Below are 18,937 nucleotides of genomic sequence, written 5' to 3'. Positions count from 1 at the left end.
TCGTCATCTACGATCCAGGGTGCTGCCACGACGAAACATCCTGCACGACAGCGGGTCTCACCGCTACATGACCGAACCCGTTAGGGGATCTAAGTTCGATTCCCGCAGTGCCGTTGTAGAAGTCAAAGGCGTGAATAAGAGCGCCGCTGAGAAGCATGCTGCACAGCTAGAAAAGTGGGTGGCTGGCGAGCTGGAGGCAACTGGCACAGCCCCGAAGGGCCTGCTCGTCGTGAATACCTGGCGAGAAACTGATCTCTCAGCGAGGACTGAGAAGGATTTCCCTGACCAGATGCTTCCGTACTGTGTCAGTCGCGAACATTGCCTCATGACGGGCCTCCAGCTCTTTGTGATTCGTAGCGAAATCGAAGCGGATGCGTCGCGTGCCGAATACTGGCGAGACAAGATCCTCAAAACGTCTGGGATTATTGATGGTGCCGATGATTGGCAATCAGTTCTCATTCAGACAGACTCGGACGACAGCGATGCGAAAGGCTAATCCCGCTCCACCACCGGTGGACGCATCCTCACCCCCGCACGCTTCAATGCCTTGCCTACCGTACTGGCATCCACCCCCAGTTCCCTACCGATTCGAGCTGTAGTCCAGAGTTCCTCGACATACAGTCGCTTTGCGCGTTCGACCAGCCGTGGTGTCATCTTCACGACTGGTCGAACGGTGACCCCTGCTCGTCGTAGATGCGCCTCGACCGTGTTCCGATGGAGTCCAAACTGTTTCGCCAGCTTCACCATCGACAGTCTATGTCGATACTGCTCCACCAGCTCGGTTACCTCGTCGGGTTGGAGCTTCCGGTTCGGCCGGTACACCTTCCCACCGCTCGGCTCGTCGCAAACCTCCTGCTCAGCACCGGATTCGCTACCTCGCAGATCCGGCCCCAGCTCACGGACCAGCCTTGACAAAGGGACCGGAAAGTTACAAAGGGATTCGCGGAAGCGCACTCCAGTACATGCAGGTCAGGCCGTTTTCTTGACCTCACCGTGTGGTGCTCGGCTTGTCGTGACCGCGCCGAGACGCACCAAAAGCCGTTCCTTCGCCGATATCGACACTGTCGAGCAGAGGCCCATGAAAAGATCTCAGCGGCAATACATCTCATTCTCACCATGGGGCCAGGCAGCAGCCGGACACCCACCACTTCAGGCGAGAGGAAGACTGTCTTGACATCAGGTGTCACCGTGGCCGACGACGTGGTCGTCCAGTTCAACGGCTTCAAGCTCAAGCGGCCGCCGCACGACTTCCGGTATTTCATCTACAAGATCGAGAACGACACGCAGATCGTCATCGAGTCCACCGGCCCCATCCAGACCGACTACGAAACCTTCTTCGACGCCATCTCCCCGATCGAAGACGAATGCCGCTACGCACTCGTCGACGTTCCGGTCGAAACGAGCGATGGCAGACCGACCTCGAAGATCGTCTTCATCAGCTGGTCGCCGGATACCGCGACGATCAAGAGCAAGATGCTGTATGCCTCGAGCAAGGAAGCGATCAAGAGGGTCCTGGTCGGCGTAGGCATCCACCTCAACGCAACCGACGTCTCCGAACTCGAACGCACGAGCGTACTCGACAGCATCCAGAAGTACCTCTGACCGAACACCCGGCCGCACGCTGCCCCGTCTTCGACCTGGGAAGTGACCCATTCCTGATTCTCGTCGCACCGTCGGCGGGGCAGAGTTGCGGCGTGGAAGACCAGTTGCGGCGGTTCTGCGACGCCGCCGGGTGGTCGGTCATCGGGTCCACCGAATACGGCGAAGACCTACGTACCGGTCTACGTATTCAATCGCGATCAGCGACAGTCGGGTTCCGGAAACGGATGTCCGATGACATTCGGCTGCCCGTCACCGACCAACTCGACCAGTTGCTGTCGTTGGAGCACAAGCGGACGGCCCCCATCGATACGTTCGAAGCAAGTAACACAATTTCCCAGGTCAAACCACCGCCACCAACGATGCACACCTACCCCGTTACCGGGCCGAACACCCGTAGTACCCTCCCCTGAAGCGGGTGTCGCAGGTTCGAATCCTGCCGAGGGCCCCAGAGTCCGCCTGACGCGAGGAGGGACGACGATGTCGAACCCGTCGACGGAGTTCCCCCTGCTGCCCGATCGTATGACCTGGGCTGAGTTGAGCGCCCTGCCTCCCGGTCAGTCGGAACGCATCGAATTGGTCAAAGGGCGCCCGGTATGGGTTCGTACCGGTCCGCCGGAACACCAGCGCTTCGCCACTCGCCTGCGCAACGCACTGGAGAACGCCGCGCGTCGCAGTATGAAAGCCCGTCCCGGTGAGTGCTGGCAGGTGGACACCGCGACCGATGTTTTTCTGAGTCGCGCCAAGGATGATTTCCTCACCCCGGATTTCCTGGTCTATCACCGCCCCGACGAGCCGTGGACGCCGATCTTCGCCGAGGACGTCGTCATCGTCGGCGAAGTACTCTCCCCGTCCAACCACATCGGCCAGATGCTGACGAAACGAGCCCGCTACGCCGAGGCCGGGATCGACGAGTATTGGGAGGTGCTGCTCGATCGCGAAGGCCGGCGGATCGACACCATCTTGACCTACGTGCTGGCGACTCCCACCGACCTTCCACCCGGCGTCACGCCATTGCGCCCGCGGCAGTACGCACTGGTCAGTGAGTGGTCCCCGACCGTCCACCCCGAAATCGAACTGAACCACCCCTTCCCACTCACCCTGAGCTGGGCCGACCTCGAATACTGAGTACCTGTCAGGCGATGGGCGGGTGAAGGATTCGTACGCCGTCCATTGCTGCTTGATACTCTCGATCCGGCCGTGGCGACGGGCACGGTAGGCGGGTAGGGGGCTGAGTTGCGCAGGTTGGTTGCTGCTGGGGTTGTCGTCGCGGCGTTGGGCGTTTCGGCATGTGCCACAGAGCATCAGGGGTATCCCATCCCGGTCTCCGCATCATCGTCGCCGCCCTCGACGACCACCACGGCTGTGAATCCGCCTGCCGTGTGGTCGACGGCATTCGATGCCGGCGCGGGGGAGGTCGCCGTGGTGGGAGATGTGGTCCTCACCCCGCACGAGACCGCGTTGATCGCGGTGGACCGTGTCTCCGGCCATGAGCGGTGGCGACGGGATCAAAAGCTCACCAGCGCAGCGATACTCGAATATCGGGTCAGCGGCGAGCTGGTCGTCTTCTCCGAGCGGCGATCCGCAGCCAGCGACCCGACCTTGTTCGAAGTGATCGAGGCAGCCACCGGCCGCACGCGGTGGCAGGCCAGTACGAACTACCTGAACGTCTACGGTGACGCGGTGTACCGGACCGACTGCACGGCAATGGGTACGCGCGACGTGCAGTGCACCACGATGCGACACGATATCGCCGACGGAAAGGCGACGTGGCCGCGCCCGGCGAGCGGCACACTCGGCCACGACGTGATCGGAACCTGGCACCAGCAGGCTCCACCGGAATCGGCGTATCTGCCCATCTGGTTGGGACCGTCGACCGTCGGTCCCGACGATCGGCCGTGGGCCGCGGTAGCGACCGCCACCGGTGACCTTCTCCCCGGACGCGGCGGCCACCACGCCTGGTACACCTTCAGCGTCGGCGAACTGCTCGTCAACACCGACCACGACAGGGACGAGTACCTCTGCGAAGTGGCCCTGGAGGCTATCAACGGCTCGACCGGGACGCGGCAGTGGTCGCAATCCGTGCACGGTGGCCGACGCAAGGAGAACAACGAATGTCAGAAACGCCTGAGCGGGTCGGAACTCGGCCAGATGATCGGTACCGGTTCGAGAATCGCGGCCGTCACCGCTGACGGAACACCTCAATTGTTCGACCTGGCAACGGGTTCCACGGTCTGGGCGGCTGCCGATCGTGGCACTCCTCTGGACGGTGACCAACGATCGCTGCTGGTCAGCGAATTCGCCGATCAGGGCGCCTTGTCACTACTGGATCTCGAGACCGGGAAGAAGAAGTGGTCGGTACCCGATCCGGGCTTCGACCCCTACCCGAGCGAACGTACGACCTTTCTGGTCGGTGATCGAGTTGTCGTGGGCGGCCGAATTCAGATCGGCCAATTCGCCGGCCGGCCGACCACGATCGTCTACGACCGCGAAACGGGCCGGGAGATCGACCGATATGTCGGCTGGGTTCGAGGTGCGGGTGCCGACTGGCTGGCGCTGATGGTGAGTACGGGCACCGGCGCCGACGAACTCCATTTCTATCGCTGATCACGGAGAGGTGCTGCGGGGTGATTCTGCGTCGCGAGAGCTCGTTCGCGGAACTCGGCCGGGCTCATTCCGGTTTCGGCGCGGAATGCGCGGTAGAAGCTTCGGTCGCCGCTGAAGCCGCAGGCGCGGGCGATGGCGGCGACCGTTTTGTCGGGGAAGTTCGCCAGTAGTTCGCGGGCGCGCTCGACGCGTAGGTGGCGCAACAGTTTCATCGGGCCGCCCCAGGGTTCGGCCAGGATGCGGTGTAGCTGGCGTCTCGACATCCGGCAGCCGCCCGCGATCGCATCGACGTCGAGGTCGGGATTCTCGAGATGTTCGCCGAGGAACGCGAACACTCGCTCGAGCGCGACGGTCCGGGCGGCTTCGTCGCCGGGCCGGGCACCCAGGCCCAGGGCGATTCCCGCGCCGAGCAGGTCGATCCCGGCGCGTAACAGCGCAGGGGCCGCGGCTTTCGAGGTGGGCAGGGTCGACAGGCGCCGGAAGTAGTCGATGACCAGCGCGGCGCGCCCGGCGGGCTCCAGGACCACCGCCCCGGGGAACTGGCCTTCGCCGAGGCCGGAGGCGGCCATCACCAGATCGCGGTCCGCGCGGATCATCAGCGAGGTCAACTGGTCACTGTTGCGGAGTTCTTGCGGGTGGCGGTCGTCGATGATGTACATCGATCCGACGGGTGCGCTCAATCGCCGGCCGTCGACGAGCGCTTCGCAGTGGCCCGCGAGCGGGATGACCGCCACCACCGCTGTCGGGTTCGAGCGGGCAATGTGGCGTCCCGTGCGCCGGGCGACCTCGGCGGCGGTGCGGACTCTCGCCGTCGAGATCGCGGCCGAGTACAGCAGCGGTGTCATCGTGGCGTGGAACGGGTCGGTGCCGATCGGTTCGATCGAGCACGAGGTCATGTGCTCCTGCAGAATCGCTTCCCACATGCCGAACGCCTCGCGCGGTGGCACCACCGCGGTGGAGTCCGTTTCCCCGCCCACCACCACCTCGTCCATCCGGCAAGTATTCCGCACGAGTCGCCGGGAAATAGCGATCCGGGCCGGTTGTCGGTGTAGCCGAGTTTCCCGCCTTCCTGCGCGAACATTTCGTTGTTGAAATCGGCATTCGGCAGGCGTGGCCCTACGTGGCATTCGCCGACAATCGCGACGAAGCATCTTCGCACGAGATCCGCCTACTCGACCCGACCGTTTACGACGTCACCGTCGACAACGCCGGGGGCTTGATCGTGAGTCTTGTCGATACCGCGACTTTGTCACTCGGAAACGCGAGCCCACGCATCGCGGACTATGTGCAGCGCGGTCGCGGCGCTGACTGTCAGCCGTGTCTGGCCGCCGAGTTGCGCACTCCAGTCGTCTTGATCCGGCGCCCGGTCGAACAGCTGTGGTGGTGGGAGGCGGTTGGTCGGGCCGTGCCGTCTATACAACGTGCCCGCGGTGCTGTCGATAGCTCCGATGGCGCTGAGCGCCCATAGGTCCCACAGGTCGCGTGAGGCGCGGCGGTACGAGATGAGATGGTCGCGATCGACCTGTTCGGCGGCGACGCCGAATTCGGTGGCCACGCGATCGTGATCGTCAATCTTCAACTCCCACCCAGCTTTCCACACGTCGGAGCACCGCGACTCGGCGCTGATCTTTCGCCAGGCGAGCCAGGTGAGCCGGATCGCTTCGGCGATAGAGGGTTTCGACTGCCGCGCGCACCTCTGGTTCGGCGTTGCCCAGTTCTGGTCGCCGGGTGAGGTCCAATACCGTCTGCTCGGGAGTGGTCACCAATGCCGGGCCGAGTGGTGTTTCGATCCGCTCCGCGTCGAGCGCGTCGGTGTCGCGGCGGACGAATCTGATCTGTGCGGGTCTGTCGACCAGCGTGATCGGCCGGTGCTGGGTGGGGACCGCGACGACCGCGGTCGCCAATGCGCGCGGTATCGCGCCGAGTAGGCGTGCCGCGCTCACGCCCATGACGATGGCGTCGTCCGGACCGTAGATCGATGTCGCGATGCCCGCCGCGGCGACCTCGAGTCCGGGTTGCCAGCGACGGCCGATCCGGTCGGGCGGGACGATGATGTAGTAGCCGTGTGCTGCTCGATGCAGTGCGCCGTGGTCGACGAGCCGTGCGATCTCCGGGCTGGGTTGCGCGTAGACGTTCGCGAGGTCCTGCGGTCGAATGGTGCGCAGCGGGGCCCGTAGGAGCTCGACCGGCAGGGTGATACTGCGACGCTCAGCCATTCACCCTCCCAGGAGTATGCGAATAGTTGGTTCCTACCCAATGAAATGCATACTATCAAACTCTTTGGGGGCGCACTGGCGTGGAGGTCGGTCCCGGACTCTGACGCGGTAGCGATCGGGCGGGGTGGGTCGGTGTGTGGAACCCGTCCGAACTATCGCCTGTCGTCGATATTCTCCGTTACGTTGTTGAGCCGCAATGGTCTTGGAGGGTGTGATGGTGGAGCGGGTCGATGTGGGCGATGCCGGGGTCGATGGGGCTGGTGTCAAGGAGGGCTTCGGCCGGACCGTCGACGGGATCGGGAAGGCGGCGCGGACGGCTTCGTCGCAGTTCGCCGGGCAGTTCGGGAATGTCGCCGGGCAGTTCGGGAATGTCGCGGGGCAGTTCGGCTCGGTCAAGGACGCTGCCAAGGAGCGGGTCGAGAAGCTGACCGTGAAGCAGCCGGACCCCTACGAGGAGGCGGTCGCGGAGTACAACGCCGCGTTCACGGCGATGGCCGACAAGGGGCTGTCGCTGTTGCGTCAGCGGGAGCGTTCGACGGATCTGATCGAGCTGGTCGAGCGGTTGGTGAACAGCATCGCCAACACCCCGAAGTCGTTCGATACCGAGTTCGAGGAGATCGAGGTTCATCGGCAGCGGTTCCTGAACACCGAGGACTTCGCGCAGAAGGAGCTGGAGGCGGCTCGGTTGTCGGCGGTCGGCGCCGGTGCCGGGTTCGCGGCGGGGACCGCGGTGGCGGGTCTGGCGCCCTCGGCGGCGATCTGGGTCGCGACCACGTTCGGGACGGCCTCGACCGGCACCGCGATCTCGACCCTGTCCGGGGCGGCGGCCAGCCAGGCGGCACTGGCGTGGCTCGGCGGTGGCGCGCTGGCCGCCGGTGGCGGCGGTACCGCGGCGGGCACCACCCTGCTCGCGCTCGCGGGCCCGATCGGCTGGACGATCGCGGGCGCGACCCTGCTCGCGTCGATCGCCCTGTTCGCGAAGAAGAAGTTCGAGAATCGGGAGGCCAAGCACGAAGCGCTGACCGCTATCAAACGCAATACCGCCCTCGTCGCGGGCATGGACGCGCAGATCGACGACCTCCTCACGCGGACGACCTCGCTGCGCGAAGGACTGGTGACGAACTACGGCGACGCGCTGGCGCACTACCGCGCCGACTTCCAGGCACTCGCCCCGGCCGAGCGGTCGGCGCTCGCGACCTTGGTGAACAACACGAAATCGTGTGCGGCCATGCTGAGCATGCGCGTCGAACAGGATGCCGAGAGTGCGTGACACCGCCGAATTCGTCACCGACGTCCAGGAACAGGCCGTCGATTCCTGGGTGGGCTATCTCAATCAGCTCCGCATAGACACCCTGCTGAGCGCGCTCGGCAGACAGGACCAGCACCTGCGCGACGCGCTCACCAGCGTCGACGAAGCCGTCGGCAGGATCGACCTCGAGGTGGTCGCCGCCAACCGCGGCGGGCAGCGTGGCATGCACGGCTTCATCGCCGAGATCGCCGAGGTGGGGATCGGCAATGCCCGCAAGCAGATTCTCGGTCTGGCGGCCGACTACCGCTGGGTGAACGACAACGGGCCCGTCGACCTGATGCGCGGCACCGTCGAGATCCAGCAGAAGTTCGTGGCGGCGGGTGGGCGATACTCGCTGGGCGCGATCACCGAGCACCTGCGGAAATATCCCGAATACGTGAGCAACGGTGGGAGGTACCAGATCCCGCGTGATCACTTCGAGGTGATCCAGCGGCTGTATGCGCTGTCGCCCGAGGACGCGAGCAAGCTCTCGCGCAGCGGCGACGGGCCTTCCCTCCGGGACTGGCAGCGGGTCCAGGCGTTCTTCCAGGACAGCGCGGTCGGCTTCGACTCGCTCGAGCCCTCGACGCTCGAATACGACGAGGTGCAGCGCGAGGTCTATGCCGCGACCATGACGGCCGAGAAGGACTCGCTGCGCGCCACCGACCGGTCCCTGCGCGAGGACGCCTACCAGGGCAGCAGGCCGTCGATGCGGGAAGGAGGCACCGCCGCGCTCACGGCAGCCGCGACCGCGGGCGGGACGGCGTTCGTCATGGCCGTGGTCACCAAGCGCCGGGAAGGCAAGCGGTTCAACGAGTTCAGTGGACAGGACTGGACCGAGATCGCGGGGAAGACCGGGTCCGGCTTCGGCAAAGGTGCCATCCGGGGGCTGAGCGTCTACGCGCTCACGAACTTCACCGCGACCTCCGCTGCCGTCGCCGGCTCGATCGTCGCCACCTCGTTCAGCATCGCCGAGCAGGCGAACAAGCTGCGCCGCGACGAGATCGACGAACTCGAGTTCATCGAGAACTCCGAGCTCATCGCCCTGGAGGCCGCGGTGCGCGCGCTGTCCTCGTTCGTCGGCCAGGCGACCATCCCGATCCCGATCCTCGGCGCCGTCATCGGCACGACGGTCGGCACGGTGATGTACAAGGCCGTCGCCTCGTCGCTGACGAAGCGCGAGGCGGCGCTGATCGAACGCTACCTCGACGAGCAGCGCACCCTCGACGCACAACTCGCCGCAGAGCATCAAGCCCTACTGGCAGAGCTGGATCGGAGCATGTCGGACTACCTCGGACTGCTCGAACGAGCCTTCTCCCCCGACGTGCAGATCGCCCTCCTGGGCTCGATCGAGCTGGCGACCGAACTCGGTGTGGCCGCGGCCGAGATCCTCGACACCGAGGAGAAGATCGACGCCTTCTTCCTGGACTAGCGGAGGTGCGCGACCCTATCGCTGGGGTTCGATGCGGCCGCCGACGGTGTGGATCACGACGACGTCCGGATGCCACGGCACCAGGTCGTCGACCGCGGACTGCAGCTGCGCTACCGGGGGCAGCTGGTCGGGGCCCAGCACGGTCACCGTGGCCAGCTCGCCGTGCAGGGTGACATCGACGACCTGGGCGTCGGTGTCCTCGCGCAGCCAGTCACGCGCGGCATCGGCGATCTGGCCCGCCCACAGCGTCGACAGCGAATTCACGACCAGCGGGACCGCGATGATCGCCAATGCCGCGCCCAGCACCAGGTAGGCGCGGCCACGGCGCAGACCCGCGGCCTGCGCGTCGTGGTGATAGCCGGTGAGCAGCAGGACGACGGTCGCGGTGATCACCATGGCGACCACGTTCGAGGCGAACAGCACGAAGGCGCCCAGCGCGAGAGCCGGGGCGTTCGAGCCCAGGCAGACACCGACCACGCCCAGCGGTGGCACCAGCGAGATCGCGATCGCCACCCCGGGAAGCACGTCGCCGACATCGCGGCGGACCACCGCGATCGCCGCGACCAGGCCCGTGGCCAGCGCGGCGGTCAGGTCCATCAGCTTCGGCGAGGTGCGCCCCTGCACCTGGGCATTCGACAGCACGTTCACCGGGTTGGGCAGCAACTGCGCGAACAGGTAGCCGAGCACGACGACCACGAGCACCCCGGCGCCGACGAACAGCAGACTGCGCGCCAGCACCGCGCCCCGGCCGGTGACGATGCCCAGCGCGATTCCCAGGATCGGCACCGACAGCGGCGCCACGATCATCGCGCCGATCACGGTGGCGGTGGAGTCACCGATGACGCCGGAGATCGCGATGACCGCCGAGAGCACCAGCATGATCCAGAACGCCGACTGTTTGGACCGGGCGTCGCCGTCGGCGAGATCGAGCCGGTCGGTGAGTTCGACGAGGGTCCGGCGTTCGGTGTCGGGTACCAGATAGCCCATGGCGCTGCTCCTTTCGATGTCGGTGCCGGTCACGTGCTCAGCGCGACCACCCCGCGGACGGTGAACAGGGCACCGAAGCCGAACAGCACCGCCAGGGTCAAGGTGCGGCTGTAGCGCAGCATCCAGGCGTCGGCGACATCGAGTGCCCGCTCGGCGCGCTCGCCGAGGGCGAGGTAGAGCGCGATCGGGACGGCGAAATCGGCGGCGGCAGCCACCAGCAACAGCAGGACCGCGACCAGCGCCGCCGTGGCGCCGACGGTGGAACTGGCGATGGTGGTCATGCCCGCGATCATCAGGAACAGGTTCGGATTCAGCACGCCGAGCAGGACACCGATCGCGAAGGCCCGGCGCGGCGAGGCGGTTTCCAGGGCGCTGAGCAGCCGTGGTCGCTGACCGGCGGTGCGCGGTTTGCGGATCAGCAGCCACACGCCCGCCGCGAGGAATCCGAGGCCGACCGCCAGCCCGGTCCGGTGCGAGGTCTGCTCGGAGGTGGCGCCGGGCTCGGAGGCGCCGACCAGCACGGCGCTGATCGCGATCAGGCCGTAGACGACGAGGAACCCGCCGCCGAAAGCCGCCGCGTTCGGGACCGGCCGGGCCGAGTGCAGCAGCAACACCGCGCCGATCACCGCGCCCGGGGTGATCATCAGCCCGATCACCACCGGCAGCAGTTCCAGAAACAGCTCGCCCATCCGGCCATGCCCTTCTCGTCCCGATCCGGCTCCGACACGACCACATCCCGCGTCGCCATGTTCCCCGGAAGTCCGGGCCGCAGGCATCACCCGAATCGGATGAACACCGCGAAGTCGCCGATCGGTGACCGCGCTGCGCCGGCTACGAGCCGCAGACCTGCAACCCGTCTTCATGTGTCATCGCGGACGCCCGGAATTCCGCGGGTGTCATGGCTTCCTCCCGGCGGAAGGTCCGGTAGAGGGAGCGTTCGTCGCGGAAGCCTGCCTGGGCCGCGATCGCGGTGATCGGCCGGTCCGGGTAGCGGCGCAGGGCCCTGCGTGCGTGGTCGATACGCAGGCGGCGCAGCCGGCCCGCCACGCCGTCGGAGCCGACGATCCGGAACAGGGTGCGCCGCGAGACCAGCAGCGCGGCGGCGACGTCATCGACGGTGAGGTCCGGGTTGTGATAGTTGGCGCGCAGGAAGGCCGTCAGTTCGCGTTGCAGGTCCGTATCGCGTCCCGGCGCCTGTCGTTCGTGGCCGGTGGCGATGTCGATCGCCGCCGCCAGCAAGCCGGGCGTGTGCTCGGCCAGGGTCTGCGCGTTCCGCGGTTCGCGCACCGTCAGCTCGACGATCGAGGCGAGAAAACCGGTGATGACCGCTGCCGCCGACGCGGGCACTTCGACCGTGGCCGCGCCGAACAGATCGCGCCCGTGACGCGACTTCTCCGCTACCGCCTCGCGATTCGCACGCAGAATCAGCATGGTGCGCGGACTTTCGATCATGAGCTGCGCGGGGCGGGCGGTGTCGAACAATGTCATCACCCCCGGTGTATAGCGACCGGACGCGGGCAGTACCTCGGCGAGATCGATGACAGCGACGACGAATTCGACCTCGGCGCGGGCGGTGTGCGCCTTCGTGCGCGTCGACAGCTGACCCGCGCAGCGTGACCAGGTGAGATCGACCGTGTCGGTGGCGACCACCGGCACGATCTCGCCGTAGAAGTCATGATCGCCGACCGGCACCAGAGTCACCGGCGCGGCGACCTTCTCGACGACCGACTTCCAGAAATCGACGGCGTCGCCGGGGTCGACCTGATCGGTACTGATCCGCCCTTGCTCACCGAACACATTGTCCCCCAATCGAAAGCAATGGATATCCGCACCGTATCAATCAGATCGTGATCAGCACGCGCGCGAAACACCACCCACCCCAACCCGGCGAACATATCTGTACGACGACTGACCGCACCTCGCGAAAGTCTGTGATACTCCACTACCGTTTGCGCGCGCGTAGACTTCGAAGACGTTGGTTTCGAAGCTATCTGCGGTAACGACCGTCGATCGGCGACCGACAAGCCAGCGAGATCCTCCGTCTGCCCGGGTCGACGTAGTGCCGTCGAACGGCTCGGTTCGAGAATGGACATAGCATGCCCGCTGCCGGTGTCACCTTGCTGCTCTTTCCCTTTGACGAGGGGTTCGACGCGGACGATCCGATGTTCCTGGACCAGGTCGGCCTGCTACGCCGGGACCTCCGCGCGGCCGAGGTGGAGGTGGTGTCGCAGCCGTCGGCCGGTGGCAAGGGCGGCGAACTCGTCGTGCCGATCATCCAGGCGGTGGTGGCGGGCGGCACCGGGCTGACCGTCATCGGGCTCACCGTGCGCGAGTGGATCAAGCGGCGGGGCACCCGGTCGGTGCGGGCGGTGATCAAATCCGGCGGGAAGGATGTCAGCTACGACATCACCGCGAAGAACATCACCGACGACACCTTCCTGGCCGGACTGAAGGAAATCCTCGATGCCGTCGAGGAATCGTAGGCACCATCAGCGCCGCACCCATCGCGCGCTCCTCATCGGCGTCGCCGGTTACACCAACGATTTCGATCCACTGATCGGCCCGGTCAACGATGTCACCCAGCTGGACGCGCTGCTCGGTGCGCCGCCGCTCGGCATCTACGACGTCACCAAGGTCGAGAATCCGGCCGACGAGCTGGGCAACACGATCAGCGAGTTCCTCGAGAGCGCGACATCGAAGGACGACCTGATCGTCTATTTCAGTGGCCACGGAGCGGTGGACGATCTCGGCAAGCTCTACCTGACCCACATCCGGAGCCGGACTTCGCTGAGGGGTTCGGCGGTCAAGTACGACGACTTCAACGAATGGGTGCTCGATTCGAAGGCGCGCTCGGTGCTCGTGGTGCTCGACTGCTGTCGTGCGGGCAAGGCAGGGACGAAGGGATCCGACACCGCGGCCACCGAGGTCCGCGACGCCTTGCGCCGCGCCCGCACGCAACAGCCCGAACGAGTGCGCATCCTGCTCGCCGCGGTGCCCGCGCACCTCGACGCCGAGGACGCCGAGCGCCCCGTCGGGCTGAGCCCGTTCACCGAGCGCTTCGTCGAAGCGATCCGCACGGCCGAGCCGCGCGCCGACGGTGTGGTTGATCTGGCGAACTGCCTGGCCCGGCTCGGGGAGATCTACGACGACGCCGATCTGGTTCGTCCCAACCCGGCAGGTTCGCTGCGGCTCGACGCCATCGAGCTGGCGCACCGGCCGGATTTCGTGGTCAAGTTGCTCGAGCGCGAAGGTCTGACACCGCACCTACCGCAGCGCAACGGCGGCGCGACGCATCACGGGGCACCCATCGTCGTGCCGACGGCGGCGGCGAACTCGGTGTTCGGCGGGCTGGAGAAGAACCATCCGGCGGCGCTGCTGGTGGGCGGCAAGGAAGGCACCGGTAAGACCTGGCTCCTGTGTGAGGTCGTGGAACGGATGCGCGCGGCCGACTGGACCGTCCACGGTTTCCGGCCGAGCGGGAATCCTCCCTCGCAGCCGGCCGCGCTGGTCGCCGCGGTCGGCACCTATCTCGCGACTCACCCGTCCCCCGGCAAGGCGCTGGTGGTTATCGACGGAATCGAGTGGAGCGAGCAATGGGGCCGCGTCGTCGAGGAGCTCGGCCGGATCGTCTACGAGACGGGCGCGAGCCTGCTCGTCGCGGTGGAAGGCTTGAGCTCGACCGAGTGGAAGATGCCCGGCGCCACCACGATCGCGGCGCCGGGGACGATGACCGAGATCAACGGATTTCTCCGTGACCTGCTCGCCGGCGACTACTATCCCGAACTCGCGCAGCTCTCGATCGCCGATCGTCAGGGTCTCGCGGCCGAGCTGAAGCGGCAGGCGACCACCGATCTGTGGGCGGCGGTGCATCTGGCGCCGCTGGTCCAGCGGCCCGACGGCCAGCGGCTGGCCGGGGAGCGCCTGTGGCGTGATCGTGTCGGCACACTCGACGACCCCAGCTTGTCGATGGCGCTGTGGCTGATCGCCGGGCTGTCCTCGTTCGGGATCTGGGCACCCATCGAACCGGCCACGCTGCCCGGTGTCGCGGCCGCGCAGCGGCTCGGGGCCGATGTCACCGCGGCGGGCGTGCGGATCAACAGCTTGTTCGTCAACCGCGCTCTGCTGGCGCGCATCACCGACGACCTACCGCTCAATCTCAACTGGACCACCGTGACCAAGCGCGCGAGCGCCTTCATGCGGATGTACATCACGACGAGTCTGCAGACGGTCGGCAGACACCAGGAGGCGACCGCCGCGCTCGCGCGGCTCAAGGTGTACAACAAGGGTTTCGACGACTATGTGACCGAATTGGCGGAGTCCCCGTCGTTTTCGTGGCAGACGTGGGAGACGATCAGCACCTCGGCGGCCACGGTGGCCGCGACCCTGCTGGTGATCCGCTCGCACCTGCCACCCAAGACGGCGAAAGATCTGGGGAAGCGACTCGCCGGACGCGTCGAGGACGGCCAGCTCGAGCACGCCACCCTGCCCGTGGTGCTGGACTGCATGCAGGTACTGCGCCTCACCCCGGGCATGCGCAACGACGCGGATATGACCGAGGCGTGGAAGACGCTGCTCACACTGGTCGAGCAGCGGCTGGCGTCCCAGCAGTACGGGGCCGAGACCCGGATCCGCGCGTTGCGGTTGATCCACCGGTTCGGCAACGCGGAGTCCATCACCACCCTGCGCCGCATCGGGCCGCGGTTGATCGCGCGGCAGGAGGAGGTCGGCCAAGAGGATCTGCGCGTCCTCATCGAGCTGAATCGCCTGCTCGAGCGGTCGGGAACCGTGGACGGGCGCACCCTGCGCGGGGAGCTGTCGCGGTGGCCGGAGGCGACGGATCTGGTCGAAAAGGGCGCACGGAGCACGGCTTCGCGGTCGGCGGGCTACCTGGCGAGATGGACGGTCGCCGCGCGGATCGTGAACATCGACACCGTCGACAGCCCCCAGCAGCAGCGGTTGCTGCGCGTGTTGCGGTCGGCGGCGGTCAACGAGCTGCGCCCGATCGTGGACTTCTGCCAGTCCCACCACCCCGCACTCGCCAACAAGATCCTCGACACGCTCGAGCAGGACCAGTGGCTGCGCAGGCGGCTGCTCGACACCGCGCCCGCCGACCTCGCCGACTGGATACAGACCTTCGGGCGCCGCAGTCCGCGCAAGGCGGCACTGCAATTGCGCAGTTCCCCGGCCACACTCGATCACGGGTTGCTCAACGCGCAGGAGAAGGCACTGCGGGTTTCCTCGGATCGGGTGGCGTGCTCCAGGCTGCTGGGCGTCACCGCGCGGATCGAGGATCAGGCGGGGCTGCTCGAATCCGGTTTCGCCGCAGCGCTCGCCGCGCGTCTCGGCACGAAATTCCTGGCGACACAACTGGTTCTCGAACACCGTCCGTCGATCATGGCCTACCTGGTGACCAGTTTCCTGGACGCCAACACCCAGCTCGACGACGAACTGATCGCCGTCGCACTGAAGATCGTGAGCGAGGACGTACAGACCGGCCTCACCGGACGAGGCCCCCGGCTGGCGCTGACCCTGGCCAACAACAGTGCCGACGGCCAGCAGTTTCTCGAGAAGCTGCGCCGCTTCGGGTCCATGCGGCGCGACCGGGTCATCGACTACATGAAGAAGACCCGGGATCCCTCCGCTGTCGCGGCCTTCCACCGGCTCGGCGTGCTGCTCTATCCCGATATCGCCGCCGAGTACCTCGACTGGCTCGATGAGGGAAATCTGCAGGAGCGGACGTTTCTTCGTGATGTCAGGGAGGGCATGGAACCGCTGCCCGCGCTGACGGCGGCCGCGGCGATCGCGGCCACGCTGCGCAACGCGGGCGACCTCGAGGTCGGCAGGCACATCCTCGGTGTGTTCGAACAGCGCTCCCCGCAGGGGGATTGGTCACGACAGGTTCTGCAATCGGAGCTCGCCGATCTTCCGCAGGCCCTGTCGCTGCTGTACAAGCTGTCGCCGGAGGACGCGCGCGCGGTGATCGCGGGTTCCCCGAAGATGCTGTTGCGGAAGTTGTCGAGCAGCGTGGAGATGCCGTCGATCTTCTTCTCGCTGCTGCACGCGGCCGCGCGCGCGGACGGCGCGACCGTCGGCGAGCTCATCGACCTGCTCGACGCGCAAGGCGCCATCACGCTCGCCGTCGAGCATCTCGGCACCGAAGCCGATCTGTTCACCCAGATCGAGATACTGCGGCAGATCATCTACACCAGCGACCGGACATCGAAGCAGATCGTGCCGCAGGCGCTGCTCGACGAGCTCTTCACGACCGCGCAGGCGAACCTGTCCGTCCTGACCAACCCCCGGGCGGTGGCCCGCTTGCTGGAATCGCTCGCCGCCTGGCGGCGTCCGGCGGCGAGCCGGGCGGTCGCGAATCTGAACCTCGCCGGTCTCCGGATCAGGTTCGGCCATCGCAAGCAGGCCGAGAGCCAGGACACCGTGCACCTGGCCGATGTCGTCTTCGATCTCGATCCCGCGCGGACCGACGAGCTGATGGATGACGCGACCTTCGCGTGGCTGCTCGCCAAGACACCGGTCGAATACCTCGCGAATCTCGTCGAGATCGGTCTGCGGCGGTTCCCCGGCGTCGACACCGTCCGGATCGTGGGTGACCGTTTCGCGGACATCGGTGGCAGGCCGTTCACCCACGACATGTGGGAGGTGTGCACCGCGCTCGGGGATGTCGCCTGGGCGGTCCAGCGTTTCGGGCCCGCGCCGCTGGACATCCCGGCACCGGCCGATATCGAGCTGATCACGCGACTGCCCGTCGACACCGTGCTCCACGCCCTCGCCTGGCTGGCCCCGAGCGACTGGCGCGACCGGGCCCTGGCGAAGTCGCTGACCGCGGCAGCCGACAGCGTGCCGCCGTCGCCGGGCGAGGCGGCCACCCGCCTGGCGGTCTATGTGCACCTCGGCAGGAGCGATCTGTGGGACGCCGAGGACTCGGCGGAGTCCCTACGGCGACCGGCCCTCGTCGCGGCGGCCTCGCGATTGCGGCTGCTGCTCTCCACACTGGCCACGCTGCCGCCCGCGGCCCGGCGGGTCGTCCGGCTGCACGAGGACGAACTCGAGGCAGCGCGCACCCGTCTACGTTCCGGAGCGGCCTCCTGGCGGCGCCACGCCACGGAGTCGATCGGCCTGCTGGACACGATGCTCGATCCCGCCTGGCTCGGCGGCACGGCCCCGTAGCGAGACCCGCACCGGCCGGTCCGACGGGGTCGTGAGCCACCACAGCGCGCGATCCGCTTTCACCACGACCTGACACAGCTGACCCAGACACCCCTTGCGGGGGTGGATGTGATCGGGGTAACCTCACTTCCCGGATTTGAGACGATCGCGTCTCAAACGATGGAGGAGCAGAACATGACCCCGCGGACACGGTTGTCTCGCAGGTTGGCGACGCTGGCTGTCGCCATCACAGCTATGACAGCCATCACGACCACCCTCACCAGCGCCCCTGTGGTCGCCGAACCTGCTGGGACAGTTCCGGTGCAGCCGGCTCCCCCGATCGCCGTGCCGCCGGAGCTGGACGCGGCGTTCTACCGGCCGGCGCCGGAGGTGGTGGCGGGTAAGCAGCCAGGGGAGATCATCGCGGCGCGGGAGGTCGATGTCGCCAATGTGGGGCTGATCCCGCTCAATGTCGACGCGTGGCAGGTGTCCTACCGGTCCAACAACACCAGGGACGAGCCGATCGCGGCGGTCGCGACGGTGCTGAAGCCGCGCGGGTCGGCGCCGGACAAACTGGTGTCGATGCAGATCGCCGAGGACTCGCTCGCGGCCTACTGTTCGCCCTCGTACGCGGTGCAGCAGTGGTCGGCCGCGGCCGCGGTCGGGCAGATCGTGGTGCCGCTGGAATTCCTTGTGGCGCAGGCACAGTTGCAGCAGGGGTGGGCGGTCGTCATCCCTGATCATCAGGGGCCCGACAGCGCGTTCGGCGTCGGGCCGCTGGGTGCGCGCATCACCCTCGACGGCATTCGCGCCGCCCGTAACTTCGAGCCGATGCGGCTGGCGCCCGAGACCCGCATCGGCATGTACGGCTACTCCGGCGGGGCGATCGTCACCGGTCACGCCGCCGAACTGAAGCAGACCTACGCGCCCGAACTGAACATCGTCGGCGCGGCCGAAGGTGGTGTTCCGGCCGACTTCGGGCCGCTGCTCGACATCGGCAACGGGCAGATCTGGTCGGGCATGATCATGGCCGCCGTGCTCGGGCTCGGTCGCGAGTACCACGAATTCGGTGACCTGCTCGCCCGCGACCTGGACCCGCTCGGCCAGGGGCTCTCGCTGATCAAGGGCGGGCTGTGCGTGCAGTACAACACCGCGCTGTTCCCGTTCGCCAACCTCAAGGGCATGCTGCGCGTCCCCGAAGGCGACCCGATGCGCAACCCGGTCGTGCGTGACGTCCTCGACAAGACCCGCATGGGCAAGGCCGTGCCCGACATGCCGATGTTCATCTGGCAGGCCAACCCCGACGAACTGATCCCCGTCGGCCCGGTCAACACCCTGGTCGACACCTACTGCCGCAACCCCGACGCCGACGTCCAGTACGTCCGCGAACACCTCGGCGAACACATCACCACCGAGGTCTCCGGCTCCGCCACCGCCCTGCTGTGGCTGCGCGACCGCCTCGAGGGCGTGCCCGTCACCCAGGGTTGCAGCACCTCCGACGCGGGCCTGCTCGCCCTCGACCCCGACGGACTCGCCCTGCTGGCCAACACCTTCGGCGAGACCATCGCCTCACTGTTCGGCAAGGCCATCGGCACCCACTGACCCCACCCTCCACCTTCCTGAGGCCCGCCCGTACTCGAGGCG

The 18,937-nt window shown here is 66.9% G+C and carries 15 protein-coding genes and 1 pseudogene; 10 read left to right on the top strand and 6 right to left on the bottom strand.

Going from position 1 to position 18,937, the window contains the following annotated elements; genetic code table 11:
- From ACWEMY_RS24600 to ACWEMY_RS24580, 5 genes and pseudogenes are all read left to right on the top strand, one after another.
- A pseudogene (locus ACWEMY_RS24600) lies at positions 1–496 on the top strand (hypothetical protein); the annotation flags it as partial.
- A 692-nt stretch (positions 497–1,188) separates the two neighbouring features.
- Positions 1,189–1,602, top strand: a complete 414-nt coding sequence (locus ACWEMY_RS24595; protein ID WP_452391915.1) for an actin-binding ADF family protein — start codon at positions 1,189–1,191, stop codon at positions 1,600–1,602.
- Between the two features lie 92 nt (positions 1,603–1,694).
- Positions 1,695–2,012, top strand: a complete 318-nt coding sequence (locus ACWEMY_RS24590) for a hypothetical protein (RefSeq protein ID WP_452391914.1) — start codon at positions 1,695–1,697, stop codon at positions 2,010–2,012.
- Between the two features lie 67 nt (positions 2,013–2,079).
- Positions 2,080–2,727: a Uma2 family endonuclease gene (locus ACWEMY_RS24585; RefSeq protein ID WP_452391913.1), complete on the top strand. Its 648-nt coding sequence runs from the start codon at positions 2,080–2,082 to the stop codon at positions 2,725–2,727.
- Positions 2,728–2,964: 237 nt separating this feature from the next.
- Positions 2,965–4,206 carry an outer membrane protein assembly factor BamB family protein gene (locus ACWEMY_RS24580; protein WP_452391912.1) on the top strand — a complete coding sequence of 414 codons (1,242 nt, stop codon included), beginning with the start codon at positions 2,965–2,967 and terminating at the stop codon, positions 4,204–4,206.
- On the opposite strand, the gene ACWEMY_RS24575 is transcribed toward ACWEMY_RS24580, so the two are convergent.
- The 3 genes from ACWEMY_RS24575 to ACWEMY_RS24565 form a co-directional block, all read right to left on the bottom strand.
- On the bottom strand, positions 4,197–5,198 hold the full coding sequence (locus tag ACWEMY_RS24575; protein WP_452391911.1) for an AraC family transcriptional regulator: 1,002 nt from the start codon (positions 5,196–5,198) through the stop codon (positions 4,197–4,199). The genes ACWEMY_RS24580 and ACWEMY_RS24575 overlap by 10 nt on opposite strands.
- Positions 5,199–5,455: 257 nt before the next feature.
- Complete coding sequence (locus tag ACWEMY_RS24570) at positions 5,456–5,761, bottom strand: hypothetical protein (protein ID WP_452391910.1); 306 nt, start codon at positions 5,759–5,761, stop codon at positions 5,456–5,458.
- Positions 5,762–5,774: 13 nt separating this feature from the next.
- On the bottom strand, positions 5,775–6,422 hold the full coding sequence (locus ACWEMY_RS24565; RefSeq protein ID WP_452391909.1) for a type IV toxin-antitoxin system AbiEi family antitoxin domain-containing protein: 648 nt from the start codon (positions 6,420–6,422) through the stop codon (positions 5,775–5,777).
- A gap of 196 nt (positions 6,423–6,618) precedes the next feature.
- Here ACWEMY_RS24565 and ACWEMY_RS24560 point away from each other — a divergent pair, with 196 nt between their 5' ends.
- A complete protein-coding gene (locus ACWEMY_RS24560) occupies positions 6,619–7,692 on the top strand; it encodes a hypothetical protein (protein WP_452391908.1) in 1,074 nt (357 codons plus the stop codon).
- Positions 7,685–9,142, top strand: coding sequence for a hypothetical protein (locus ACWEMY_RS24555; protein ID WP_452391907.1), 1,458 nt, complete (start codon positions 7,685–7,687; stop codon positions 9,140–9,142). The genes ACWEMY_RS24560 and ACWEMY_RS24555 overlap by 8 nt, the downstream gene beginning before the upstream one ends.
- A gap of 15 nt (positions 9,143–9,157) precedes the next feature.
- On the opposite strand, the gene ACWEMY_RS24550 is transcribed toward ACWEMY_RS24555, so the two are convergent.
- The 3 genes from ACWEMY_RS24550 to ACWEMY_RS24540 form a co-directional block, all read right to left on the bottom strand.
- A complete protein-coding gene (locus tag ACWEMY_RS24550) occupies positions 9,158–10,129 on the bottom strand; it encodes a DUF389 domain-containing protein (RefSeq protein ID WP_452391906.1) in 972 nt (323 codons plus the stop codon).
- Between the two features lie 29 nt (positions 10,130–10,158).
- Entirely contained in the window at positions 10,159–10,818 is a 660-nt protein-coding gene (locus ACWEMY_RS24545; RefSeq protein WP_452391905.1) for a GAP family protein, read from the bottom strand.
- A 142-nt stretch (positions 10,819–10,960) separates the two neighbouring features.
- The gene (locus tag ACWEMY_RS24540; RefSeq protein WP_452391904.1) at positions 10,961–11,938 is read right to left on the bottom strand and encodes a helix-turn-helix transcriptional regulator; all 978 of its coding nucleotides are present in this window, start codon (positions 11,936–11,938) and stop codon (positions 10,961–10,963) included.
- A gap of 287 nt (positions 11,939–12,225) precedes the next feature.
- Between ACWEMY_RS24540 and ACWEMY_RS24535 the strand changes: the two genes are divergently transcribed.
- From ACWEMY_RS24535 to ACWEMY_RS24525, 3 genes are all read left to right on the top strand, one after another.
- Positions 12,226–12,612 carry an effector-associated constant component EACC1 gene (locus ACWEMY_RS24535; RefSeq protein ID WP_452391903.1) on the top strand — a complete coding sequence of 129 codons (387 nt, stop codon included), beginning with the start codon at positions 12,226–12,228 and terminating at the stop codon, positions 12,610–12,612.
- On the top strand, positions 12,593–17,314 hold the full coding sequence (locus tag ACWEMY_RS24530) for a caspase family protein (protein WP_452391902.1): 4,722 nt from the start codon (positions 12,593–12,595) through the stop codon (positions 17,312–17,314). The genes ACWEMY_RS24535 and ACWEMY_RS24530 overlap by 20 nt, the downstream gene beginning before the upstream one ends.
- A gap of 234 nt (positions 17,315–17,548) precedes the next feature.
- Positions 17,549–18,895 (top strand): lipase family protein, encoded by a 1,347-nt coding sequence (locus tag ACWEMY_RS24525; protein WP_452391901.1) that lies wholly within the window; start codon positions 17,549–17,551, stop codon positions 18,893–18,895.
- Positions 18,896–18,937 lie beyond the last annotated feature (42 nt).

This window comes from Nocardia sp. NPDC004415, assembly GCF_053602435.1.
The sequence above is the reverse complement of the archived record's forward strand: the minus strand, read 5'-3'. Positions and strand labels throughout refer to the sequence as shown.

Coding starts and splice junctions, on each gene's coding strand:
- ACWEMY_RS24585 (WP_452391913.1), top strand. CDS start 2,080: ATGTCGAACCCGTCGACGGAGTTCCCCCTGCTGCCCGATCGTATGACC.
- ACWEMY_RS24575 (WP_452391911.1), bottom strand. CDS start 5,198: ATGGACGAGGTGGTGGTGGGCGGGGAAACGGACTCCACCGCGGTGGTG.
- ACWEMY_RS24565 (WP_452391909.1), bottom strand. CDS start 6,422: ATGGCTGAGCGTCGCAGTATCACCCTGCCGGTCGAGCTCCTACGGGCC.
- ACWEMY_RS24560 (WP_452391908.1), top strand. CDS start 6,619: ATGGTCTTGGAGGGTGTGATGGTGGAGCGGGTCGATGTGGGCGATGCC.
- ACWEMY_RS24550 (WP_452391906.1), bottom strand. CDS start 10,129: ATGGGCTATCTGGTACCCGACACCGAACGCCGGACCCTCGTCGAACTC.
- ACWEMY_RS24545 (WP_452391905.1), bottom strand. CDS start 10,818: ATGGGCGAGCTGTTTCTGGAACTGCTGCCGGTGGTGATCGGGCTGATG.
- ACWEMY_RS24535 (WP_452391903.1), top strand. CDS start 12,226: ATGCCCGCTGCCGGTGTCACCTTGCTGCTCTTTCCCTTTGACGAGGGG.
- ACWEMY_RS24530 (WP_452391902.1), top strand. CDS start 12,593: ATGCCGTCGAGGAATCGTAGGCACCATCAGCGCCGCACCCATCGCGCG.
- ACWEMY_RS24525 (WP_452391901.1), top strand. CDS start 17,549: ATGACAGCCATCACGACCACCCTCACCAGCGCCCCTGTGGTCGCCGAA.